The sequence below is a fragment of the Nocardia sp. NPDC059195 genome (genome assembly GCF_042754695.1).
GTDB lineage: Bacteria > Actinomycetota > Actinomycetes > Mycobacteriales > Mycobacteriaceae > Nocardia.
In genome coordinates this window covers 326,166-349,245 of sequence record NZ_JBHZBG010000004.1, presented here as the reverse complement: position 1 = coordinate 349,245, position 23,080 = coordinate 326,166, and the positions used below count along the sequence as shown (strand labels likewise).

The 23,080-nt window shown below is 67.5% G+C and carries 24 protein-coding genes; 13 read left to right on the top strand and 11 right to left on the bottom strand.

Features of this window, described 5'->3' with window-relative positions:
* Positions 1 to 75: 75 nt before the first annotated feature.
* The 6 genes from ACFXKN_RS08715 (at position 76) to ACFXKN_RS08690 (ending at position 5,447) form a co-directional block, all read left to right on the top strand.
* Entirely contained in the window at positions 76 to 1,677 is a 1,602-nt protein-coding gene (locus ACFXKN_RS08715) for an alpha-amylase family glycosyl hydrolase (RefSeq protein WP_378972001.1), read from the top strand.
* A gap of 73 nt (positions 1,678 to 1,750) precedes the next feature.
* Entirely contained in the window at positions 1,751 to 2,026 is a 276-nt protein-coding gene (locus tag ACFXKN_RS08710) for a hypothetical protein (protein ID WP_378918236.1), read from the top strand.
* Complete coding sequence (locus ACFXKN_RS08705) at positions 2,013 to 2,477, top strand: DUF5130 family protein (RefSeq protein WP_378972006.1); 465 nt, start codon at positions 2,013 to 2,015, stop codon at positions 2,475 to 2,477. The genes ACFXKN_RS08710 and ACFXKN_RS08705 overlap by 14 nt, the downstream gene beginning before the upstream one ends.
* Before the next feature lie 207 nt (positions 2,478 to 2,684).
* Positions 2,685 to 3,551, top strand: a complete 867-nt coding sequence (locus tag ACFXKN_RS08700) for an alpha/beta fold hydrolase (RefSeq protein WP_378972011.1) — start codon at positions 2,685 to 2,687, stop codon at positions 3,549 to 3,551.
* A gap of 112 nt (positions 3,552 to 3,663) precedes the next feature.
* Positions 3,664 to 4,863 (top strand): alpha/beta hydrolase family protein, encoded by a 1,200-nt coding sequence (locus tag ACFXKN_RS08695; RefSeq protein WP_378972016.1) that lies wholly within the window; start codon positions 3,664 to 3,666, stop codon positions 4,861 to 4,863.
* A gap of 182 nt (positions 4,864 to 5,045) precedes the next feature.
* Positions 5,046 to 5,447: a helix-turn-helix domain-containing protein gene (locus ACFXKN_RS08690; RefSeq protein WP_378972022.1), complete on the top strand. Its 402-nt coding sequence runs from the start codon at positions 5,046 to 5,048 to the stop codon at positions 5,445 to 5,447.
* 139 nt (positions 5,448 to 5,586) lie between these two features.
* Here the strand turns inward: ACFXKN_RS08690 and ACFXKN_RS08685 are convergent, their stop codons facing one another.
* A complete protein-coding gene (locus ACFXKN_RS08685; protein ID WP_378972027.1) occupies positions 5,587 to 6,201 on the bottom strand; it encodes a TetR/AcrR family transcriptional regulator in 615 nt (204 codons plus the stop codon).
* A 60-nt stretch (positions 6,202 to 6,261) separates the two neighbouring features.
* Between ACFXKN_RS08685 and ACFXKN_RS08680 the strand changes: the two genes are divergently transcribed.
* The 3 genes from ACFXKN_RS08680 (at position 6,262) to ACFXKN_RS08670 (ending at position 9,785) form a co-directional block, all read left to right on the top strand.
* Entirely contained in the window at positions 6,262 to 7,257 is a 996-nt protein-coding gene (locus ACFXKN_RS08680) for a patatin-like phospholipase family protein (protein WP_378972031.1), read from the top strand.
* Between the two features lie 184 nt (positions 7,258 to 7,441).
* The gene (locus ACFXKN_RS08675) at positions 7,442 to 8,917 is read left to right on the top strand and encodes a flavin-containing monooxygenase (protein WP_378972037.1); all 1,476 of its coding nucleotides are present in this window, start codon (positions 7,442 to 7,444) and stop codon (positions 8,915 to 8,917) included.
* 34 nt (positions 8,918 to 8,951) lie between these two features.
* Positions 8,952 to 9,785 (top strand): SDR family oxidoreductase, encoded by an 834-nt coding sequence (locus ACFXKN_RS08670; RefSeq protein WP_378972042.1) that lies wholly within the window; start codon positions 8,952 to 8,954, stop codon positions 9,783 to 9,785.
* A gap of 36 nt (positions 9,786 to 9,821) precedes the next feature.
* On the opposite strand, the gene ACFXKN_RS08665 is transcribed toward ACFXKN_RS08670, so the two are convergent.
* The 3 genes from ACFXKN_RS08665 to pepN form a co-directional block, all read right to left on the bottom strand.
* On the bottom strand, positions 9,822 to 10,412 hold the full coding sequence (locus ACFXKN_RS08665; RefSeq protein WP_056821542.1) for a ClpP family protease: 591 nt from the start codon (positions 10,410 to 10,412) through the stop codon (positions 9,822 to 9,824).
* 127 nt (positions 10,413 to 10,539) lie between these two features.
* Complete coding sequence (locus ACFXKN_RS08660) at positions 10,540 to 11,145, bottom strand: ClpP family protease (RefSeq protein WP_378972049.1); 606 nt, start codon at positions 11,143 to 11,145, stop codon at positions 10,540 to 10,542.
* Positions 11,146 to 11,314: 169 nt separating this feature from the next.
* Positions 11,315 to 13,906, bottom strand: a complete 2,592-nt coding sequence (gene pepN, locus ACFXKN_RS08655; RefSeq protein ID WP_378972054.1) for an aminopeptidase N — start codon at positions 13,904 to 13,906, stop codon at positions 11,315 to 11,317.
* Between the two features lie 274 nt (positions 13,907 to 14,180).
* On the opposite strand from pepN, the gene ACFXKN_RS08650 reads away from it, so the two are divergent.
* Complete coding sequence (locus ACFXKN_RS08650) at positions 14,181 to 15,008, top strand: phosphoribosylaminoimidazolesuccinocarboxamide synthase (protein ID WP_378972058.1); 828 nt, start codon at positions 14,181 to 14,183, stop codon at positions 15,006 to 15,008.
* Positions 15,009 to 15,020: 12 nt separating this feature from the next.
* On the opposite strand, the gene ACFXKN_RS08645 is transcribed toward ACFXKN_RS08650, so the two are convergent.
* A complete protein-coding gene (locus tag ACFXKN_RS08645) occupies positions 15,021 to 15,377 on the bottom strand; it encodes a winged helix-turn-helix transcriptional regulator (protein WP_378972065.1) in 357 nt (118 codons plus the stop codon).
* A gap of 126 nt (positions 15,378 to 15,503) precedes the next feature.
* Here ACFXKN_RS08645 and ACFXKN_RS08640 point away from each other — a divergent pair, with 126 nt between their 5' ends.
* Positions 15,504 to 16,322, top strand: coding sequence for an NAD(P)-dependent oxidoreductase (locus ACFXKN_RS08640; RefSeq protein WP_378972070.1), 819 nt, complete (start codon positions 15,504 to 15,506; stop codon positions 16,320 to 16,322).
* A 187-nt stretch (positions 16,323 to 16,509) separates the two neighbouring features.
* Here the strand turns inward: ACFXKN_RS08640 and ACFXKN_RS08635 are convergent, their stop codons facing one another.
* Positions 16,510 to 17,310 (bottom strand): NAD(P)H oxidoreductase, encoded by an 801-nt coding sequence (locus tag ACFXKN_RS08635; protein ID WP_378972073.1) that lies wholly within the window; start codon positions 17,308 to 17,310, stop codon positions 16,510 to 16,512.
* A gap of 68 nt (positions 17,311 to 17,378) precedes the next feature.
* Between ACFXKN_RS08635 and ACFXKN_RS08630 the strand changes: the two genes are divergently transcribed.
* Positions 17,379 to 18,326: an AraC family transcriptional regulator gene (locus tag ACFXKN_RS08630; RefSeq protein ID WP_379432806.1), complete on the top strand. Its 948-nt coding sequence runs from the start codon at positions 17,379 to 17,381 to the stop codon at positions 18,324 to 18,326.
* A 51-nt stretch (positions 18,327 to 18,377) separates the two neighbouring features.
* Here the strand turns inward: ACFXKN_RS08630 and ACFXKN_RS08625 are convergent, their stop codons facing one another.
* The 5 genes from ACFXKN_RS08625 to ACFXKN_RS08605 form a co-directional block, all read right to left on the bottom strand.
* Positions 18,378 to 18,809, bottom strand: coding sequence for a nitroreductase family deazaflavin-dependent oxidoreductase (locus tag ACFXKN_RS08625; RefSeq protein ID WP_379432805.1), 432 nt, complete (start codon positions 18,807 to 18,809; stop codon positions 18,378 to 18,380).
* Positions 18,810 to 18,827: 18 nt separating this feature from the next.
* Positions 18,828 to 19,304 carry an NUDIX domain-containing protein gene (locus ACFXKN_RS08620; RefSeq protein ID WP_379432804.1) on the bottom strand — a complete coding sequence of 159 codons (477 nt, stop codon included), beginning with the start codon at positions 19,302 to 19,304 and terminating at the stop codon, positions 18,828 to 18,830.
* 26 nt (positions 19,305 to 19,330) lie between these two features.
* Positions 19,331 to 20,548 (bottom strand): RNA polymerase sigma factor, encoded by a 1,218-nt coding sequence (locus tag ACFXKN_RS08615; RefSeq protein WP_379432803.1) that lies wholly within the window; start codon positions 20,546 to 20,548, stop codon positions 19,331 to 19,333.
* Complete coding sequence (locus ACFXKN_RS08610; RefSeq protein ID WP_378972095.1) at positions 20,545 to 20,943, bottom strand: YciI family protein; 399 nt, start codon at positions 20,941 to 20,943, stop codon at positions 20,545 to 20,547. The genes ACFXKN_RS08615 and ACFXKN_RS08610 overlap by 4 nt, the downstream gene beginning before the upstream one ends.
* Before the next feature lie 94 nt (positions 20,944 to 21,037).
* On the bottom strand, positions 21,038 to 22,258 hold the full coding sequence (locus ACFXKN_RS08605; protein WP_379432802.1) for an NAD(P)/FAD-dependent oxidoreductase: 1,221 nt from the start codon (positions 22,256 to 22,258) through the stop codon (positions 21,038 to 21,040).
* 150 nt (positions 22,259 to 22,408) lie between these two features.
* On the opposite strand from ACFXKN_RS08605, the gene ACFXKN_RS08600 reads away from it, so the two are divergent.
* Positions 22,409 to 23,053, top strand: a complete 645-nt coding sequence (locus ACFXKN_RS08600) for a DsbA family protein (RefSeq protein WP_378972111.1) — start codon at positions 22,409 to 22,411, stop codon at positions 23,051 to 23,053.
* Positions 23,054 to 23,080 lie beyond the last annotated feature (27 nt).

Here is a 23,080-nt window from a genome sequence, read left to right as displayed (position 1 = left end):
TGGTGATTTGCCGGATTCGCAGAAAGTCTCGGCCCCCCATGAATATTGCGGGCGATCTTTGGCAATATTGCGGGTGTGACACAGACACCTGCCTCGCCGGTGCCGGGGGAAGCAAGCACCGCTCCGTGGTGGAAAACCGCCGTGTTCTATCAGGTCTATCCGCGTTCGTTCGCCGATTCCGATGGTGACGGTGTCGGCGATCTGGGCGGTGTCCGCGAGAAGATGGGGTACCTGGAGCTATTGGGCGTCGACGCACTGTGGATCTGTCCGGTGATGCGGTCACCGCAGGCCGACGGTGGCTACGACGTGTCCGACCCACGCGATATCGACCCGCTCTTCGGCGGGCTGGACGCGCTGGACGAGTTGATCGTCGAAGCGCACGACCGCGAGATCAAAGTGACGATGGACCTGGTGCCCAACCACACCAGCATCGAACACGCGTGGTTCGCCGAGGCGCTGGAGGCGGTGCCGGGCAGCCCTGAACGCGCCCGCTACATCTTCCGCGACGGTCGCGGGAAGAACGGCGACGAGCCACCCAACAACTGGCCGAGCATCTTCGGCGGTCCGGCCTGGACCAGGATCACCGAGCCCGACGGCACCCCCGGACAGTGGTACCTGCACATTTTCGCGCTCGAACAACCCGACCTGAACTGGGACAACCCCGAGGTCGCCGATGATTTCGAGAAGACCCTGCGCTTCTGGCTCGACCGTGGCGTCGACGGTTTCCGCCTCGATGTCGCACACGGCATGGCCAAACCAGAAGGTCTGCCGGACATGACCAAGGTCGAAACCAAGATGCTGGTGCACGACGACGACGATCCCCGCTTCAACAACCCCGGCGTGCACGCCATCCACCGCCGCATCCGTACAGTCCTCGACGACTACCCGCACGCGGTGTCGATCGGCGAGGTGTGGGTCGACGACAACGTCCGCTTCGGCGAGTACGTGCGCCCCGACGAGCTGCACCTGGCATTCAACTTCCGTCTCGCCGAGACCCCCTTCACCGCGCAGGGCGTCCACGACGCGATCACCCACTCCCTCGCGGCCGTCGCCGACGCGGGCGCCCCGCCCACCTGGACGCTGTCCAACCACGACATCGAACGCGAGGTGACCCGCTACGGCGGCGGCAAGACCGGCCTCGCCCGGGCGCGGGCGATGATGATGGTCGAACTCGCCCTGCCCGGTGCGGTGTTCATCTACAACGGCGCCGAACTGGGCCTGCCCAATGTCGACGACCTGCCCGACGACGTCCTGCGGGATCCCGTGTGGGAGCGCACGGGCCATCAAGAACGCGGTCGTGATGGTTGCCGGGTTCCGATGCCGTGGGAGGGACCGGCCACGCCGTTCGGTTTCACCGAGGGCAAGCCGTGGCTGCCGATCCCCGCCGACTGGGCCGAGCGCACCGTCGAAGCGCAACTGGAAACCCTGCACTCGACGCTGTCGCTGTACCGGCTGGGGATCGACCTGCGCGCCACCCGGCCGGAGTTCGCCGGCCAGCGGATCGAGTGGTACGGCAGTCCCGACGGCTGCCTCGCCTTCCGTCGTCCGGGCGGGCTGATCTGCGTGCTCAACGCCTCCGACGGCCCGATCCAGCTGCCGCCGGGGGAGGTGCTGCTGTCCAGCGCGCCGGTCGCCGACGATCGGTTGCCCCCGAACGCGGCGGCCTGGTTGGTGTAGCCGCGGCGGACACGCGTGCGGCAACCTATGGCCGGAGGATGAACTACTACACAGCATCGTCTACCGTTGGTGCGTGAGCATTCTCGAGACAGTGCTGATCTTCGTCGGCATCCCGGCCGCGATCTACTTCGCGATCGCGGGCTTGTCCTATCTCGGTAAGCCATTCCCCGGTGAGAAGCCGGCCCACTTCGCACTCGGGCAGAAGTGGACCCACCGGCCGGTGCTGTGGAGTGCTACCGATGAGGTGACCGCTGCGGCGGGGCACCACACCGCCGAGCCGCATGGTCATGCGGCTCTCGAAACCGCGCATGCGGAGCTGATCGGAGGCCGGGCAAGTGGCAAGTTCTAATTGGCCCGCGGTGGTCGAGGCCGACCTGCCGCACGGGTTCGCCATGACCAGCAGCGGTCGGGTGTCCGGTGTGCATGAGCCAGGCACTGTGTTCGACGAGGTGCCGTTCACCGATCACGAGCGTATCTCCCTCGACAACGCGCTCACCGAGGCGACCCGCGCCACCAAGGTCCGCTTCAACATCTACCTCGGCGATCTCGGTGCCGATCCGGCGGCCGGTGCCGACGCGATCCTGCCGAACACCCCGGAGGCGGCCAATTCGCTGCTCATCGCGGTGTCCCCGAACCAGGGCGCGATCGAGGTCCGCGCCGGTGTCGACGTGGCCGCGCGCGCCAAAGACAACATCTGCCAGCTCGGCGCCACCGCCGCCCTGTCCCCGTTCCGTCAGGGCCACCTGATCGACGGCCTGATCTCGGCCGTCCGTGTGATGGCCGCCGAGCTGCTCCGCTAGTTCGTTCACTTCCGGACGGCGCGTTCACCTCATGGTGAGCGCGCCGTTTCGTATTTGCGGCGTGCGAGACCGGCTCGCCGTCGAATCCGAGATTGCCCGGCTGCGAAGCGATTCCGTACGCCGATGACTTTCGTGACAAAGGAATACGGCCGTCGGCCATCGTGTTCTAACCGTTGAAATCGAGTTCAACAGTTAGGAACCTTCGTGATGAATCAGATCAGCCACCACACCGTCGAGATCCAGGGTCAGTCCGTCTTCTATCGCGAGGCGGGCGACCCGGACAAGCCGACGCTGCTTCTGCTGCACGGCTTCCCGTCCAGCTCGGCGATGTTCCGCAACCTCATCCCTGCCCTCGCCGACGACTATCACGTGATCGCCCCCGATCACCTGGGTTTCGGCCAGTCGTCCATGCCGCCGGTCGACGAGTTCGACTACACCTTCGACAAGCTCACCGAGATCACCCGCGAACTGCTCGACACCCTCGGTATCGAACGCTTCGCGCTCTACATCCAGGACTACGGCGCCCCCATCGGTCTGCGCATCGCCTCGCGTGATCCCGAGCGGGTCAGCGCCATCATCACCCAGAGCGGCAATGCCTATCTGGAGGGCTTCACCCCGTTCTGGGAGGTGCTGTTCGCGCACGCTACCGACCGCGTGACCCATGAGCCCGAAGTGCGCAAGCTGCTCGAGCTCGACGCCACGAAGTGGCAGTACACGCACGGTGTTCCGGCCGACCGGCTCGCGCTGGTCAGCCCGGATGCGTGGACCCTCGACCAGGCCTACCTGGACCGCCCCGGCAACAAGGCGATCCAGCTGCAACTGTTCTTCGATTACAAGAACAATCTCGACGGTTACCCCGCCTTCCAGAAGTACTTCGCCACGCATCAGCCGCCGACGCTCATCGCCTGGGGCGAGCACGACGAGATCTTCGGCGCCGACGGTGCCCGCGCGTACCTGCGCGACCTGCCAGACGCCGAACTGCATCTGCTCGACGCGGGCCACTTCGCGCTGGAGACGCACGGACCCGAGATCGCCGCGCTGATCCGCGACTTCCTCGGCCGGGTCGTGCGCTGAGTCCGGCGGACGGCTGAGCATCGAGGGGCGCCCAGCCGTCCGGGCGGCATCGAGTAACCTGGTCGGCGGTCTATCGGCCACATCATCGGCCGTCGGCCTATCGGGGGGAAACTTGCACGCACGTATCACTCGGGTGCTCGCGGCGGCGTGCCTGGCGCTGACGGCGTCGGCCTGCGCCGAGGACAGCCCGCCGGTCGAATTCGCCGCCGCCGCACCTCTTTCCGCGTTCTACAACCCCGGTGCGGATTCGATTCCGGGACAGCGTGGTTCGGTGATCCGCTCGCAGCCGCTCACCGGTGCGCAGGTCGTGCCCGGTGCCCGCAACTACCTGACGCTGTACCGGTCGCTGGACGCGCAGGAAAAGCCCGTCGCGGTGTCAGGGACGCTCGCGGTGCCCGAAGGTGTTGCGCCCGAGGGTGGTTGGCCACTCATTTCCTGGGGGCCGGGTAGCACCGGGGTCGCCGATGTGTGCGCGGCCTCGCGCTCGGAAGGCTCCTCGCCGAGCAGAGATGAACAGGCTCGCTGGGTGGCCAAGGGGTACGCGGTCGCCAGAACCGACTACCAGGGCTTGGGGACGCCGGGCGCGCACGGGTACATGATCGGCGAGACCGAACAGCGTGCGATGGCCGATATCGCCACGGCAGCAAGGGAAATCGACAAATCGGTCGGGTCGCGCTGGGTGGCGATGGGGCATTCACAAGGCGGTCACGCGGCGCTGTTCGCCGCCGTCGACGCTGCGGGGTGGACGCCGAATTCGCCGTTGCTCGGCGCCATCGCGCTGGCACCCGCCTCGCACCTCGGCGAACAGGTCCGCATGGCGAAGTGGGCGGTCTCGAATCCGCTGGGCAAACTCGGTACAGGTGACGTGTCGGTATACCTGCCGCTGTTGGTCCGCGGCGCCCAGACGGTGACCGATGTGGACCCCGCCCGATTCCTCACCGGCCGCGCGCAGTCCCTGCTGCCGGTCGCCGACTCCGAATGCACCGGCGGACTGCGCGACAAGAGCAAATGGGGCGGCCTGTCGGCGAAGGATGTCTTCACCTCCGACGGCGATGTCTCCGGGCTGCTGCGAGTCCTCGATGACAACGACCCGAGCAGCCTGCGATTCACCGTTCCGGTCCTCGTTCTCCAGGGCCGTTCCGACCTCACCGTCCCGCTGCAGGCCACCGATGCGATGGTCGCCGAACAGCAGGCACGCGGCGAGTCGGTCGACTACCGCAAGTACGACGACGTCGACCACAGCGAAATCGTCTCCGCCTCCTTCGCCGACGCGCTCGGCTGGGCCGACACCCGCTTCGGCATCAATCGCTGAGTTATTGGAGCGCTGGCGCGCTCGAGGCGGGGCCCTTCGGGCCCGGAGATCTTCCCTCCCTCCGGACACTCCTTCGTCGCACCCTCCACTCAGTCCAGATCAGGGCGGGCCCCTTGTTCCTCGGGTTACGCCGAGAGCAGAAGAGCCGGGTGTTTCGGGCTCGGCATCCCTACGCTCGGAGTATGGGCGAGCACAACGGGTTGCGGGTGATTCCAGGCGGACGCGGCGAACAGCGGTCGCGGCCGGAACCACTCTGGCGTGAGGCGCTGGGCGAACGCCTGCGCGCGCTGCGCTTGGAACAGCGCTCCACCCTTGTCGACACCGCGGGTCGCGCGGGTATCTCGCCGCAGTACCTCTCCGAAGTCGAGCGCGGTCGCAAGGAGCCTTCGAGCGAGATGATCGCGGCCTTGGCCGGCGCCCTCGGTACTTCGCTGGGCGATCTCGTGGCCCAGGTCGCCGAATCGATGCGCAGGCACGCGCTCGTGCCTGCTCGCGCGGTGGTGCTGGGCGGACAGCACCGCATCGCCCCCGCCCACGCCGCCCCCATCGCGCACGCCCCGAACGCCGTACTGCTCGCCGCCTGATCTGACCCAGGTCGGCATGGAGCCCGGCTCGAGGTCGGCTCACCCGAGCCGAACCGTCCTCATCCGAGCCCGGTCTATCAAGATCAACAGGCCTCGGTGCATTTCCCACTCGGGCGATGTTTGCGTGATGTCCTGGTGATCAACCGTCCAGCGTCGCGCTTGTTCGGGCGGCGGCGATCTGGCTGCGCAGTAGGTCGACGATCGCGCTGACGGGGAGTTCGGGGTCGATCGCGCGTTGCACGCCGAGGCCGATGCCGAGCGAGAGTAGTTGCAGCGCGGCATCATCCGCGGACATCGGGAGCTCGAGGCCCAGCTGGTCGGCCTGCGTCTGGATCACCGTGGCGAGCATCGCTGTCAGGGTGCGTCTGCGCTCGGCGAGTTCGGTGCGGATCTCGGGCATGTGCCGGGTGCTCGTCGCGAACTCCACTTCCAGCGCGGTCCAGCCGACATCGCCGATGTTCTCGTCGGCCCATCGCGCGAAACCTTCGATCCGCTCCGCCATGGTGTCGTGCGGCAGCATCGCGTCCACGAGCGTCTGCGCGCGCTCCACGTGCACGACGTCGAGCACCGCGAGGCCCAATTCGTGCTTGGTCGCGAAGTTGGAGTACACCGCGCCCTTGGAGAATCCGGCCTCGGTGGCCACCTTCTCCAGCGGGGTCACGTTGTAGCCGTCGGCCATGAACAGCCGTTTGGCGGTCTCGACCAGCCGTTCACGCGTGAGTGCGTGCGACTCCTTGCGCGTCATCCTGGCCATGCGCAGGAGTTTAGCAAAATGGGCTACCGCCGGAATTCAAATACCGTTAGTATTCGAAACATGACTACACGACGTGGCTTAGCGATCGGCTGCGGTGGCCTACTCGGCTTCGCCTGGACCGCCGTAGCCCTCGACGCCGTCGAACGCGCGATGAACTGGGACACCCGGACCGCCGATGTCCTGATCGGCACCTCCGCGGGCGCGGAGCTCGTGGCGGCGCTCGGGTCCGGGCGTACTCCCGCCGACCTGCTCGCTGCCCTCGACGCGGCTCCGGGCGCCGACCCGATCCTGGCCGGCCACGTCGCCGTCGATCCCGGCAAATTTCCCCCGCTGCCGAGACTCGGATTCCCCGGCCTCGGCCTGGTCGGCGCCGGTCTGCGCGCTCATGCGCCCTACACCGCGCTGGCCGGGCTCCTTCCGTGCGGCCGCGGCGACGCCGGCTGGTTGCGTTCCTTCGGTCAGGCGCTGGCCGCCCCGAGCGGCTGGGTGAGCCACCCCGCGACCTGGGTGGTCGGCGCCGACGCGGCAACGGGTGCGCGAGTCGCCTTCGGAGCGAACGGGGCGGGCAATGACCTCGCGACGGCCGGAGAATCGGTCGCGGCTGGTGCGGCGCCGGTCGATCTGGGTGATGCGATCGCCGCGTCCTGGGCGATCCCCGGTTGGTTCCCGCCCGTGCGGATCGACGGGAAGAACTACATCGACGGTGGTTCGGTGTCGTCGGTGTCGGCCGATCTGCTGGTGCCACTGGAACTCGACGAGGTGGTGGTCATCGCCCCGATGACGTCCGAGGGTGGCGCGTCGGCCACCGGCCTGAACCGCGTCGAACGCCTGCTCCGCGCCCAGATGACCCGCGGCCTCGACCGCGAAGTGGCGCTGCTGCGCGCCGCGGGCGCCCGCGTGATCCGCGTCGAACCAGGCCCCGAAGAGCTCGCCGCCATGGGCCCGAACTTCATGGATTCGGCCCGCCGCCCGGCCACCATCGCCGCTGCCCGCCGCGGTATGGCGACCCGAGTCGCCGATGCGCTGCGCGTTTCCGGTCCCGCCCGACTCGCATGAATCGCCTTCCCACGCGCAGTGTCTGCCGGCATCCAGCGATCGATAGCCCCGCGGCGAGATTCCGACTCGTGGGCGGGCGGTCCGGCGCCACCGGTGCCCGGCTCCCTCGTGCTCAGGGAGCCGGTTCCACAACTACTCGCGCTGTGATCGGCGCGCCGCTCGTTTCGTTCGAAGGAGAAGTCGTATGAGCCGCCAGCATGAGGTCGTTGTGATCGGAGCGGGTGTTTCCGGCATCTGTGCCGCGATCAAATTGATCGAGGCCGGGGTCGAGGATGTGGTGATCGTCGAGAAGGCCGAAACCTTCGGCGGCACTTGGCGGGCCAACACCTATCCCGGCTGCGCGTGCGACGTTCCGTCCGGCCTGTACTCGTTCTCCTTCGCGCCGAACAGCGAGTGGTCGCGGCTGTTCGCGCCCCAGCCCGAGATCCTCGACTATGTCGACCGGGTGGCGCGCGAGCACGGGCTGGCCGAGCGCACCCGGTTCGGGGTGGAGGTGGTCGGTTCGCAGTTCGACGATGCCGCGCGGCTGTGGCGGCTGGATACCAGTGCGGGCCCGCTGAGCGCCCGCTTCGTCGTTTCGGCGGCGGGTCCGTGGAACGAACCGCGCCTGCCCGAGATTCCGGGTCTGGCCGAATTCCCCGGCGAGGTCTTCCATTCCGCGCGCTGGAACCACGACTACGACCTGCGTGGCAAGCGAGTCGCGGTGGTCGGGTCCGGTGCGTCCGCGGTGCAGTTCGTGCCCGCGATCCAGCCCGAGGTCGCCGAACTACACCTGTTCCAGCGCACCGCGCAGTGGGTGCTGCCGAAACTCGATCATCGCGTACCCGGCTTCGAGAAGACGGTGATGCGACGATTCCCGTTCGCGCACAAGGCATTGCGTTCGGTCGAGTACGCGCTGATGGAAGGGCTCGGGGTCGCGTTCCGGCATCCGCGACCGCTGATGCAGACCGTGCAGGCCGTGGGGTCGGCGTATCTTCGTGCCGTGGTGCGTGATCCGGCACTGCGGGCGAAGCTGACGCCGGACTATCTGCTCGGCTGCAAGCGAATCCTGTTCTCCAACAGCTATCTCCAGTCGCTGACCAAGAGCAACGTCGACGTGCATGCCACCGGAGTCACCGAATTCCGTGGCAATACCGTGGTCGGCGCCGACGGCACGACCGCCGAGGTCGACGCCGTCATCCTCGGTACCGGCTTCCACATCCTCGACACCCCACTGGCCGACATCGTCCGCGACGCCGACGGCCGCACCTTGGCCGAGCACTGGAAGGGCTCGCCCGAGGCCTACCTCGGCACCGTCACCACCGGGTTCCCCAACGCGTTCACCGTGCTCGGCCCCAGCCTCGGTACCGGCCACTCCTCGGCATTCGCCATCCTCGAAGCCCAGGTCGCCTTCCTCGTCGCCGCGATCGACAGCGCCCGGCGCGCAGGCTGGGCGGTGCTCGACGTGCGTCCCGAGGTACAGGCGCGCTACGTCGACCAGGTGCAAGCCGCGCTGGCAGGCACCGTCTACAACGCGGGCGGTTGCCACAGCTATTACATGGATGCCAACGGCCGCAACAGTTTCAGCTGGCCCTGGTCCACCGGCGCGCTCACCACCCGGGTCAGCACGTTCGACCCGGCCGACTTCACCATCACCGACGACGTGACGGTGCTCGCATGAGCGCACGCGCACACCACCGACGAGAGGCCAGCACATGAGCTACCCACGGATCGACCTCGACGGCGCCACCATCGCGATCACCGGCGCCGCCCGCGGCATCGGACTCGCCACGGCCAGAGCGTTTGTCGAGGCCGGCGCGTACGTCGCGCTCGGTGACCTCGACGAAGCGCTGGCCGTGCAGGCTGCCGCCGAGATCGGCGACCACGCGATGGGTCACGCGCTCGACGTCACCGACAAGACTTCCTACGCAGCGTTTCTCGAGGCGACTGTCCAGTGGCGCGGTCCGTTGGACGTACTCGTGAACAACGCGGGCGTGATGCCCAACGGCCCGTTCCTCGACCAGTCCGACCGCATCGACCAGCTCACGATGGACGTCAATGTCTACGGCGTCATCCACGGCATGCGCTTGGCCCTGCCCGCCATGGTCGAGCGCGGCTACGGCCACGTGGTGAATGTGGCCTCGCTGGCGGGCAAGTTCCCGATCAAGGGCCTGGCCGTGTACAACGCCAGCAAGTACGCGGTGGTCGGCCTGACCGCCGCCACCAGGCTGGAAATGGACGCCACCGGAGTCAGTGTGAGCGCGGTCCTCCCGTCCGCGGTGCGCACCGAACTCAGCTCTGGTATCGACTACGGCATCTTGCCCGCCGTCGACCCCGAGGACATCGCGGCCGCGGTGGTGCGCACGGTCAAGACCAGGGCAGCCGAGACCGCGGTGCCCGGGTATGTCGGCGTGATGGCGAACGCGTCCGGTCTGGTGCCGGAGCCCGTGATGCGGGCCTTCCGCAAGGCCGCCCACGACGACGCCGCCATCACCCGCGTCGACGACGACGTCCGTCGCGTGTACCTGGACCGCATCGAAAAGCAGTGAGCGCCGGGTAGTCCCGACTGTGGTGCGCTCGGCGGGTCACTCCCGTTCGTGCAGGACCTGGTCGACCAGTCCGTATTCGAGTGCGGTCTCGGCCGTGAACACACGGTCCCGATCGGTGTCGCGGCGCAGGGTTTCCGGGGTCTGGCCGGTGTGCTTGGACAGGATCGCCTCGATCGCCGCGCGCATCCGGACGATCTCGTCGGCCTGCAGGATCAGGTCGGGAATGGTGCCCTGGCCGCGAGTCGCTGGTTGGTGCAACACGATTCGGGTGTGCGGGAGCATCGCGCGATGTCCGGGCGCGCCGCCGGCGAGCAGGACGGCGCCGACGGCGATCGCCTGGCCGACACAGGTGGTGTGCACCGGTGCCTTGATGAATCGCATGGTGTCGTAGACGGCGAGCATGGCGGACAGGTCGCCGCCCTCGCAGTTGATGTAGAGGCTGATCGCCTGGCCGGGGCTGTCGGATTCCAGGTGCAGCAGTTGGGCGATGAGCGCGTTGGCGACCCCGGAGTCGATGGGGGTGCCCAGGTAGACGATGCGTTCGCTCAGCAGGTGCGAGTAGATATCGGTGATCCGCTCACCACCGCCGCGATGCTGGGACACGACGTTCGGGATCGTGTAAGTCATGAGGTGGCCTTCCTGGCGGTGATGAACGACGTGGAGTAGGGCCGAGCGGTCTCCGGTATCGGCCCGCGCAGGGCGCCGGACAGGAATTCGCGGAGATTACTCGAAACAATCTGTGCGGCAGTGACTCTCATGCAGTGATCCCGATGCGATGGCGGTTCGGAACGACCTGATCGAACGATTCGACGATGTGGTCGATGAACCCGTACTCGAGTGCCTGGGGTGCGGTGAACCAGCGGTCGTGCAGTGAGTCCTCGTAGACGCGGTCGAACGGCTGGCCGGTGTCGTCGGCGATGAGGCCGAGCACCGTGTCGACGGTGTAGCGCAGGTCGTCGGCCTGCACCTCCACCTCCACCGCGCTACCGCCGATGCCCGCCGATCCCTGGTGCATGAGGACGCGGGCGTGTGGCAGGGCGTAGCGCTTACCCGGCGTGCCGGATGACAGCAGGAATTGTCCTGCGCTGCAGGCTAATCCGAGAGCGAGCGTGGAGACCTCGCACGGCACCAGCCGCATCACGTCGCGGATCGCCAGCATCGACGGCACCGAGCCGCCGGGGGAGTGGATCCACAGCGAGATCCCGGCCTCGGGGCTCTGGGCGCCGAGGGTGAGTAGTTGGGTGATGAGCAGGGTGCCGTTGTCGTCGTCGAGGGGGCCGTCGAGGACGAGGATCCGGCGGCCGAACAGTTGTTCGCGGGCTCGCCAGCTGAACATCGGGGTCTTGTCGTCGTGTGCCATGAGTCCACGGTGCCTCGCGGACAGGGTGATTCGCTGTTGATGCTGCTGTGGGCGGATCTGCTCTCAGCAGGGAGGGGTGTGGAAGACGGGGACGGGCTGGTGTGAACCGTGGGGTCGGGTGCGCGGGGAGGGCGGCGGGATTGTCCGGCCGCCCTCCACTAGTGGGTTCTTATTTCGCGTCGAATTCCCTTGCGCGCAGGGAACGTTCGATGCCTGCGCGGCCCTCGGAGACGAGGCGGTACAGGGCGGGTGGGTGGTCGCCTGCGAGGAACTCGTCGGCCTTGGTGACGGCTTCCTCGGTGATCGCCCAGTGCGGGTACAGGCCGATCACGACGGTCTGGGCGACTTCGCTCGAGCGGCGGTCCCACACCGCGGGGATCTCGGCGAAGTACTTGTCCACGTACGGCGCGAGCACCGCACCCTGACCGGCCGGGGCGAACCCGCCGACGATGGCGCGGGCGGTGATGTTGGGCACCGAGTCGTCGCCCATCACCGTGTTCCAGGCCTGCGCCTTGACCTCGGCGATCGGGCGCGCGGTGGCCGCGGTGGCTGCCTGACGCTTGCCGGCCGCGGTCGGGTCGCCTTGCAGTTCGGCGTCGATGGTCGGTGAGTCCAGACCGTCGGCATCGATCTGGCCCGCGGCGGCCAGCGCGGTGATGATGCGCCAGCGCAGGTCGGTGTCGACGGTGAGACCGGGCAGACCGGCCGCCGCCGGGTCAGCGTCGAGCAGCTGCGCCAGCACCTCGATGTGGCGCGATGCCAGCTTCGCCCCGGTCAACGCGTTGACGAAGGCGAGCTGATGATCCGAACCCGCCTCGGCGGCGCGGGCCAGCTCGAGCAGCCGGTCGGCGTATGCCGCCCAGCCCTCCTGCTCGGCCCACACCGGATCGGCGTAGCTCGAGATGGCGGTGTTGGCCTGCATGAGCAGTCGCTGCACCACCCCGATCTCGGATTCGGAGCCGATTCCGCGCTGCACGAGCGCGACGAAATCGCGGGCCTTCATCTCGGCCTGACGGGTCATCTCCCAGGCCGCCGACCAGGCCAGCGTGCGCGGCAGCGAGTCGGCGATGTCACCGACGCGTTGCACGACCACGTCGAGGGAATCGGAGTCCAGACGCAGCGAGCAGTAGGTGAGGTCGTCGTCGTTGACCAGTACCAGCGCACCGCGCGGCACGCCGGCGAGCTCGGGCACCTCGGTGCGCCCGGCGGCATCGAGGTCGAGCTCGACGCGCGTGGTGCGCACCAGTTTGCCGTCGACATCGTCGTAGACACCGACAGCGATCCGGTGCACGCGGTACTCGCCCGCACCCGGCGCGGCGCCCTCCTGCACGACCGCGAAGCTCGAGAACGTGCCGTCCGCAGCGACGACGAAATCGGGCCGAAGGATATTGAGACCGGTGGTCTTGAGCCACTGCGCGCCCCAGTCCGACAGGTCACGCCCGGAGGCTTTCTCCAGCGCCGCGAGGAGATCATCGAAAGTGGCGTTGCCGTAGGCATGTTCGGCGAAGTAGTCGCGCAGGCCCGCCAGGAACGGCTGCAGCCCCACATAGGCGACGAGCTGCTTGAGCACCGAAGCGCCCTTGGCATAGGTGATTCCGTCGAAATTGACCTCCACCGCGTGCAGGTCAGGGATGTCGGCGGCGATCGGGTGAGTCGACGGCAGCTGGTCCTGGCGGTATGCCCAGGACTTCTCCACATTCGCGAAAGTGGTCCAGGCGCTGGTGTATTCGGTGGCCTCGGCCTGGCACAGCACCGAGGCGAAGGTCGCGAACGACTCGTTCAACCACAGGTCGTCCCACCACTTCATGGTGACCAGGTCGCCGAACCACATGTGCGCCATCTCGTGCAGCACGGTCTCGGCGCGACGCTCGTAGGACGCGCGGGTCACCTTGGACCGGAACACGTAGTCCTCGAGGAAGGTGACCGCGCCCGCGTTCTCCATCGCGCCCGCGTTGAACTCGGGCACGAACAGCTGGTCGTACTTGCCGAAGGCATACGGCACGCCGAAGTTGTTGTGGTAGAACTCGAAACCCTGCTTGGTCTCGGTGAACAGCCGCTCGGCGTCCATGTGCTCGGCGAGCGAGGCACGGCAGTACAGACCCAGCGGGATCTCGCCGCTGGCGTCGGTGAAAGTGTCGGACCACTTCGCGTACGGGCCCGCGATCATGGCGACCAGATAGGTGCTCATCCGCGGGGTGGTAGCGAAGGTGTGGCGCACGACCGCGCCGACCTTGTGCTGCTCGATATCGGCACCGTTGGAGATGACCACCCAGTCCGACGGCGCGGTGGCGACGATGTCGAAGGTGGCCTTGAGATCGGGCTGATCGAAGCAGGCGAACATCCGCTTGGCATCAGCGGTCTCGAACTGCGAGTACAGGTACACATTGTCGTCGGTCGGATCGACGAACCGGTGCAGACCCTCGCCGGTATGTGAGTACTCGCAATCGGCCTCGACAACCAACTCGTTGTTCTCGGCCAGCCCCGGCAACGCGATTCCGGTCGACTCGTCATAGGCGCTCACATCGAGCGCGACCCCGTTGAGCACCGCCGACCGCACCCGCGACGCCACCAGATCGATGTAGGTGCTCGCACCAGCGGTGGCGGTGAAGCTGACAGTGGTCGTCGACCCGAAGGTGTCCGACACCTCGGACCCCGCACCGCGTGGCTGATCGGTGAGGTCGAGTTCGATCCGGTAGTTCTGCACGGCCACCACGGCCGCGCGTTCGACCGCCTGGTCGCGGGTGAGATTCGGGGCGGACATTGATCTCCTTCGTTCCTCGACGAACACGGCACGGTAGTTCGGCGTCCACAATGCCACCTGCCGTCGGTGCCCGCCCACGGGTTTCCGGCGACGATGTGGGTCGACGTCGCCGACCTGCACCCGTGCTGGCGCGGGTCAGTGATCCCACGACCGGTCCTGTGCGGAATGTGACCGGTTTCGCCTACCGATGACCAGGCCTGATACCGGCCACGGGTGGGCCGGTAGAGTTCGGGGAAACCCGCAGGTACCGCACCGGAGATTCGGAGGCTCGACGTTGAAGCATGTGCACGCCGGGAAAGTTCGTGACCTCTACGAGGACGGCGACACCCTGCTGCTCGTCGCGTCGGACCGGGTTTCGGTCTACGACGTGGTGCTGCCGACGCCGATTCCGGACAAGGGCGCGCTGCTGACGCAGCTGTCGAACTGGTGGTTCGAGTACTTCACCGGGATCCCGAATCACGTGGTCTCGGCGACCGATGTGCCCGCGGAGTTCGCCGGGCGTGGGATTCGGGTCAAGCCGTTGAAGATGCTGGCTGTCGAGTGCATCGCGCGTGGGTATCTGACCGGGTCGGGACTCAAGGAGTACCAGCGGTCGGGGACCGTGTCGGGGATCGCGCTGCCCGCGGGCTTGCGCGATGGCGACAAGCTGCCCGAGCCGATCTTCACGCCGTCGACGAAGGCTTCCGAGGGGCACGACGAGGCGATCAGTTTCGCTGACGTGGTGAACCAGGAGGGACGTGAGGTCGCGGAGAAGCTGCGCGATCTGACCCTCGAGATCTACTCGCGCGGGGCCGAGCACGCGGCGACGGCGGGCGTGATCGTGGCCGACACGAAGGTCGAATTCGGTTGGGACGGTGATGTTCTCACCCTCGGAGACGAGGTACTGACCTCCGACTCCTCGCGCTTCTGGCCTGCCGACGAGTGGGAGCCGGGCCGCGCCCAGGGTTCCTTCGACAAGCAGTTCGTGCGCGACTGGTCGACCTCCACCGGCTGGAACAAGGAATACCCGGGCCCCGAGATCCCCGCCGACGTCGTCGAAGGCACCCGCCGCAAGTACGAAGAGGCCTACGAGCGCATCACCGGCCAGAAGTGGGTGCAGTAACACCTTGTCGCGTCAGTGCACGGGTGCGTCTACGCCCTTGACGGTGCAGATGTGATTCATGTTCTCGCGGCCCCAGGCGCCGAGCGTGGTGAGGGCCGCGTTGAGTGAGAGTCCGCGTTCGGTGAGTGAGTACTCGACCTTCGGGGGTACCTGCGCGTAGACCTCGCGGTTGATGATGCCGTCGTGCTCGAGTTCGCGCAGCTGCTGGATCAGCATCTTCTCGGTTACGCCGGGGACCAGGCGTTTCAGGTCGCCGAAGCGTTGGGTTCCGGTGGACAGGGCCCACAGGATCAGCGCTTTCCACTTGCCGCCGACGATGTCCAGGGCGGCATCGATACCGCAGGAATACGGGCGCTCTCGCTGCTTCATGGCCGCCTTACTTACTTTTTGGTAGGTATTGCACTTAATAGTCGGTACTTGTCGAGTGTAGCGCAACCGGCGATTCTAGGAGGGCGTTGCCGAGCGGCAGCGAAGAGCTTCGGAACAAGGAGAGCAATGACCGACCAGACTGCAGCACAGCGTGTTTCGGTGATCGGACTCGGCGCGATGGGCACCGCGCTGGCGAAGGCGCTGCTGGCGGGCGGCCATGACGTGACGGTATGGAACCGCACCCCAGCGCGGGCCGAGGCGCTGGTGGCCGATGGCGCGAAGGTCGCGGCGAACTCCGCCGAGGCGATGGCGGCGGCGGATCTGGTGATCCTGTGCGTGCTCGACGATGCCGCGGTGCGTGAACACATCGAGCCCGCCGTGGCACAGGTGCGCGGGAAGGTGGTGGTCAACCTGACCACCACTTCGCCGGAGCAGGCGCGCTCGCTGGGTCGCTGGGCTGCGGACGAGGCGGTCGAGCTGGTCGACGGCGGCATCATGGCGGTGCCCGAAATGATCGGCGGGCCTGCGGCTTTCGTTCTCTACAGCGGTGCAGCCGCCGGGTTCGAGCGATTCCGCGCGGTGCTGGAGTTGTTCGGTCGCGCCGAATTCGTCGGTGAGGATCTCGGCGCTGCCGCCATGTACGACGTTTCGATCCTCGGTGGCATGTACGCCATGTTCGCCGCGTTCCGCCAGGGCGGCGCAATGGTCCGCTCCACCGGCGGCTCGGCCGCGCGCCTGGCCGAGTTGATGGTGCCCTTCCTGCAGGCGATGGGGACCTTGCTCGAGGGGTACGCACCTGGCATCGACAACCCGGCGGACTACGTGCAACCGCAAAGTGACGATTTCACCGCCGCCGCCATCGACCTGATCGACAAGTCCGCCGCTGAATCCGGCAACCCCACAGAGCTCTACGCGGTCCTGCGCGGCGGTCTCGCCGGCCTGTGACCGGTCGGTGTGCTCGACCGGCGTAATCGCCCACAACGGCGGTCCGGAATCAGTTATCTGACTGGGTGGCGGCCGATTGGTCGATTTCGCCGGACTACGAGTCCCGAGCCCGCAGTCGACCCGACACGCAGTGACCGAGGTGGGTCACTGCGCGTCGACGGCGTTGTCGAAGTCGGGATCCCGGGGCTCAGGCGTTGACCAGATCGGCGGCCAGCAGGGCGTCGACGAAGGCTTCGGCTTTCGCGTCGAAGGCGGCGTAGTGGGTGGTCCGCGCGTCCCCGCTGATCGCCTCGCCGATCACGAGATTGCCTTCGGCGTCGAGACTTTGGGGCTGCTCCTCGGCGTCGGGAAGCAGGCCGACCCGCGAGTCCGCGAACCCGCTATAGTAGGCCAGGCCCTCGTTGAGCTGGGCCTCCAGCAGCTGCTGCATGCCAGGCATGATCGCGTCATCGGCTGTCGCTCCGGCCAATCCGAGCCACAGGATGCGCTTGCCCGCCAGGCGCGGCTTGCTGCGGCCGTAGGCGAAACCGTAGTTCCACACGGCATCGATCCAGCCTTTGAGCAGGGCGGGCACGCTCTGCCAATAGACCGGGAACACCACCACCACGACATCGGCGGCCAGCATCCGCCGCATGTGCGCCTCGGCGGTAGGGGAGTAGACCTTGTCGCGATTGCCCCACTCGGGCTGGTCGGCCACGGTCATCCGCGGGTCGAAATTCTCGGCCTGCAGATCAAGGAAATCGATCGCGTACCCGGCGGTGGTGAGGCGGCCGACGGCACGGTCGGCGACATGGGCAGAAAGTGAGTCGGCGCGATGGTGGCCGAGAACCACGAGCGCGGTCGGTGCGGAGCTGTCACCAGTGGGCACCGCCTCGGTTGGACCCGTGGTGGTCAGTTCGGCGGTGGCAGTCGTGGTGGCGGCGGACTGGGTCACGGTGAGCTCCTGTTCGATCGGGTGCGGGCTGGTCGGCCCGGTCCCTAGAGTCAATCGCGGATCGTGTGGACGATCTATGGGTGATCATCTCCAGTCGATAGGAATTCGTCTACGCTGATGGGGTGGACCCGTTGAGTTCGTTGCTGAGCGGCATTCGTGCCGAAGGATCGGTCGTGGCTCATGCCGTGCTGCGCCCACCGTGGACGATTCGTTTCGCCGACCGTGCACCCCTGATCATGGTGACGGTGCTGCGTGGCGGCGGCACACTGGTGCTCGCCGACGGATCACGCACGAGTCTGGTCGCCGGTGACACCGCGCTCGTGCAGGCGGGTGAACCCTTCCACCTGGCCGACACCCCCGCCGCGCTCGACCGGCCGCACGAGCGCTACGAGCTGTCCTGTTTCGTGCCGGACGGTTTCGGTCCCACCGACACCAGTTGCGCGACATCGGAATTGATCGTCACGCCATCGACAACTGGTGTGCCGGAGGAGACTTCGCTGCTCGTCGGCGCCTATCGGGCGGCGGGGCGACGCCACGAACGGCTGTTGCGAGCGCTACCGCAGGTGATGGTGGTCCACGAGGACCCTGAAATGTGCTTGTGGCTGGAACAATCCGCCGCCGACGCAGTCCGGATCAGCGCGGGTGCGCAGGCGCTGATGGACCGGCTGCTGGACTGGGCGCTGGTCTGCACGCTGCGCTCATGGCTCGCCGAACAGCAGCATTGCGCGCCCGCCTGGTATCGGGGGATGGCCGACCCGATCGTCGGCCCGGCGCTCACCGCCATCCACGACCGGCCGTTCCACCGCTGGACCGTGGCGAGCCTGGCCACCGAGGCGGCGGTCTCGCGCGCCCTGTTCGCTCGGCGCTTCAGCGAAGTGATGGGCGAACCGCCGCTGGCCTACCTCACCGAATGGCGCATGGCCGAAGCCGAAGAACTGCTGGCCGACCCCGCCCGCAGCGTCGCCCAGGTAGCGACCACCGTCGGCTACTCCGATGCCTTCGGCTTCAGCGCGGCCTTCAAACGACTACGCGGGACCAGTCCCACCGAGTTCCGGGCAGCGCTGGTGTAAACGCATCGTGTCCGCCATGCCAGAGCTCGCGACATGCCCTCGGCGGGTGGGTCAGTTCCTCGGTTCGAGCAGGACCAAGGGGATCTCGCGGGTGGTCTTGGTCTGGTAGTCGGCGTACCCCTTGTAGGACGCGATGACCCGAGGCCACAGTGCCGCGCGTTCGTCGGGGCTCGCGACGTGAGCTGTCATCGGGCGCTCGGGACCGTTACGCAACGACACCTCGACGTTCGGGTTGTCGCGCAGGTTCAGGAACCAAGCCGGGTGGGTGGGGTCGCCGCCGCGGGAGGCGACGACGACGATGGTGTCGCCGTCGATGACCGGTGCGGTCAGCATGACCTTGTGCGGATCGCCGGATTTGCGGCCGATCGTGGTGAGTTGCAGGGACGACATCCCGAGGAACGAGTTGCCGACGCGGCCGCCGGTCACCGTGAGCAGCGTGCGGTGGAGGGTATTCATGATCTTCAGCTGCAGGTCGCTGGGCATAGCTGAAATCTACTCCGATCAGCGCAGCTGATCGGTGAGGCGGGTGAGGAAGGGCCGCTGGCCTTTGCCGAGCTTTTCCGCCGCGGTGGCGGGGTCGAACCAGGCAGCCCGGTCGATCTCGGGAAACTCCGCGAGCCGCCCCGACCGCGGCGGCCATTCCATCTCGAATGTTCCCGGCACGACGTCGGCTGGGTCGAGATCGCCCTCGACCGCCCACACGGTGAGGTACTTGCGCTTGGTCCCGCTGCGATAACGCACCTCGCCGAGCTCGATCCACTCGCCCTCGGGCGCGGGCAACCCGAGCTCCTCGGTGAATTCGCGCCGGGCGGCGTCGCGCGCGGACTCCTCCTCGGACACATACTCGCCCTTGGGAATCGACCACGCCGAAGCGTCTTTCTTGGCCCACAGCGGCCCACCCATGTGGCCGAGCAGCACTTCGATCCCGGCCTCGGCTCGGCGGTACACCAGCACGCCCGCGCTGAAAACGTCCGTCATCGGAGCGAGTCTGCCAGGTGCGGGCTTCACTTCGCGTCGCCGACGCGCAGGCGAGCGGCGCGCAGCACCAGGTAGTCGCGTTCCGGCACGCTGGCCGTTTGCGTTGCGGCGCGGCGATATTCGGCGATAGCCGCGGTCTGCTCACCAGCCATCTCATGGAGGTGCCCGCGGACGGCTGCGAGGCGATGCGAGCGCGACAGTGGTTCGGCGACGCTGTCGGCTACCGCCAGCCCAGCGGCCGGACCGTGCACCATCGCGGTGGCGACGGCACGGTTGAGGGTGATCATCGGGTTGGGGGTCAGACGCTCGATCATGGTGTAGAGCACCAGTATTCGCGACCAATTGGTGTCTTCGTGGCGCGGGGCCTCGGCGTGCAGTCCCGCGATGGCGGCCTGCATCTGGTACGTCCCCGTCAGTCCGGTGGGCATGATCGCGGTGAGTAGGCGCAGGCCCTCGGTGATCTGGCGGCGGTCCCACCGTGACCGGTCCTGTTCGGGCAGGGGTATCAATTCGCCGTGTGGTCCGGAGCGGGCCGCGCGGCGGGCATCGGTGAGCAGCATCAGCGCGAGAAGGCCGGTGACCTCGGTGTTTTCGGGTAGCAGGGCGCGCAGGGCGCGGGTGAGCCGGATCGCCTCGGCCGACAGATCCCCGCGCCGCAATCCCGCTCCGGAACTGCTGGTGTGCCCCTCGGTGAAGATCACGTACAGCACAGCCAGCACCGCACTCACCCGTGCGCTGTCGTGCGCGCCGTCGGCGAACGGCCGATCCGATTCGGCGAGGCGCTTCTTGGCCCGCGAGATACGTTGCCCCATAGTCGATTCCGGTACGAGGAAGGCAGCGGCGATCTCGGCGGTACTCAGGCCACCGACCGCCCGCAGCGTCAGGGCAACGGCCCCGGCGGGCGGCAAGTCGGGATGGCAGCACAGGAAATACATATCGAGGGTGTCATCGCGGTCCACCGCCTCGGCGGGCACATCCCGCACGGACACCGTTGTCTCCCGGCGTCGCCGCGCCACTTCGGCCCGCACCGCGTCGGCCATCCGCCGCTGCGCGACCTGGATCAGCCAGCCACGCGGATTGTCCGGCAGCCCTTCGCTGTTCCACTGGGTCGATGCCGCGAGCAGAGCGTCCTGCACCGAGTCCTCGGCGAGGTCGAAATCGCCGAAGCGGCGGACCAATACGCCGAGGAACTGCGGCGACAGTTCACGCAGCAGGTCCTCGATGCGCGGTAGCGTCTCGGTCACGCGACGTCGGGCGCGCTCATGATCTGACGCACCTCGATGTATTCACCGATCGGCTTGCCGCCGGGACCGGGCGCCGCGGAGGCCTGCGCGGCGATCTCGACCGCGCGCTCGACCGAATCGACATCGACCACCCAGAAACCGGCCAGGAACTCCTTGGTCTCCGGGAAAGGTCCGTCCGTCACGACCGGCGCCGAGCGGCCGTCGGAGCACACGATCATCGCCTGATCGGGTGCGGCCAGGCCCTGTGCGTCGACGAGCTCGCCCGCGGCGGCGAGCTGTTCACCCAGTGCTCGCTGGAAGTCGATGTGGGCGGCGATGTCCTCGGGTGCCCACTCCGGTAGCGGCAGGTCGCAGTAAGCGGTCTCGGAATAGGTCTTGACCAGCATGAATTTCATGGTTCGGCTCCTGCTCGCGGCGCCCTTGTGGCGCGTTCGACGGTTGGTCGGAGCCGACGAGCGGTCTTCGACACAATCATTGCTGTGAACTGGGTCACAATGGGATGTTCGTGTCCGTCAGCCGGTCGGGGTCGACGGGTACCTCCGACAGGACCAGCTCCTTGATCCGCTCGGTCACATCCCAGACGTTGACGTTCATTCCCGCTCGCACCTTGTTCTGCTCGTCGAGCCAGAACGCGACGAACTCCTGTTTGCCGAGGTCGCCACGCACCACTACCCGCACATCGTCGCCGCGCCCGACGTAGCCGGTGTACTCCATTCCGACGTCGTACTGGTCGCTGAAGAAGTACGGAAGCCGGTCGTAGACAGCGACTTTGCCCAGCATGGTCTTGGCGGCGACGGCAGGCTGATTCAACGCGGTCGCCCAGTGCTCGACACGGACCAACCGGTGCAACAGGGGATGCGCCGCCTCAGCGATGTCGCCCACCGCGACCACATCGGGGTTGCTGGTGCGCAGCGCCGCGTCCACCAGCACGCCACCGTCGACCGACAGGCCGGCCGCGGTCGCCGCCTCGATATTGGGCTGCGCGCCCACCGCCACCAGCACCGCCTGCGCCGGGACGACAGTGCCGTCGCCGAGCTGCACGCCGGTCGCCTCGCCCTCGTCGGTGAGGATCGCGTCGACGGAGGTGCTCGTGCGCAGGTCCACGCCGTGCGCGCGATGCAGATCGGCGTAGAAGCTGCCCATCTCCGGGCCGAGTACACCGAAAAGCGGCAGCTCGGCCGTCTCGATCACCGTTACCTCGACACCCTTGGCCCTGGCCTGCGCGGCGACCTCGAGACCGATCCACCCCGCCCCGATGATGACCAGGCGGCGATCCGTGCGCAGTATCTCGAGCAGCGCGTTCGAATCGCCGATGGTGCGCAGGGTGTAGACGTTCGGGGCATCGGCGCCGGGAATGTCGAGCGTGCGGGCTCGTGAACCGGTGGCCAGGGCCAGCTTGTCGTAGTCGAGCGTGGAACCGTCGGGCAGCGTCACGGTCTTGGCGACCGGATCGAACGCGGTCGCGGTGGTGCCCAGCCGCAGGTCGACGTGGTGATCGCGGTACCAGGCGGCCGAGTCGACGGTGAAATCGGGCAGTTGCTGGGTGCCCGCCAGATGCTGTTTGGACAGTGGCGGCCGCTCGTACGGTAGCTCTTCTTCGGCGGCCAGCAGAGTGACGTGACCGTCGAAATCGTTGGCGCGCAGGGCTTCGGCGATTTTCGCGCCGCCCAGACCTCCACCGATAACGACGAAATGCTGATTCGAGCTCATGAACGGACCCCTTCTCGCGGACGACCCGGACTCCTCGCAACCCGAGCTTAGTGCGCGTTTTCGCCGACGGGAACGATTCAGGGGGTGATGCGGTTGCACCAGTCGGTGGGGCGACCCGACCCGCCGCCGCTGACCCGAGAGGAACCTATCGTGAGCGAGCAGGCCACCAAGGATGTCGCCGATTTCTGGTTCGACCCGCTGTGCCCGTGGTGCTGGATCACCTCCCGGTGGATCCTGGAAGTCGAGAAGGTGCGCGATATCGAGGCGCGCTTCCACGTGATGAGTCTGTCGGTGCTCAACGAGGGCAACGACGACCTGCCGGAGCAGTATGTCGACATGATGGCCGCCGCGTGGGCCCCGGTTCGGGTGGTCACCGCCGCGGGTCAGAAGTACGGGGACGAGATCCTGTCGCCGCTGTACACCGCGATGGGCACCCGGGTCCACGACCGCCGGGCCGAGTACGAGCGCGAGACGCTGCAGGAGACCTTCGCCGCGATCGTCGCCGACGCGCTCGCCGAGCTGAACCTGCCCGCCGAACTCGCGCAGGCCGCCACCAGCACCGACTACGACGAGGCGCTGCGGGCGAGCCATCACGCGGGCATGGACAAGGTCGGGCCCGATGTGGGCACACCGACCATCCACGTGAACGGGACCGCGTTCTTCGGTCCGGTGCTCTCGCGTATCCCGCGCGGCGAGGACGCGGGCCGGGTGTGGGACGGCGTGGTCGCGCTGGCCTCGTACCCGCACTTCTTCGAGCTCAAGCGCACCCGTACCGAGGACCCGGTCTTCGACTGATCGTGCGGGCGGGGGCACTGGTATCGG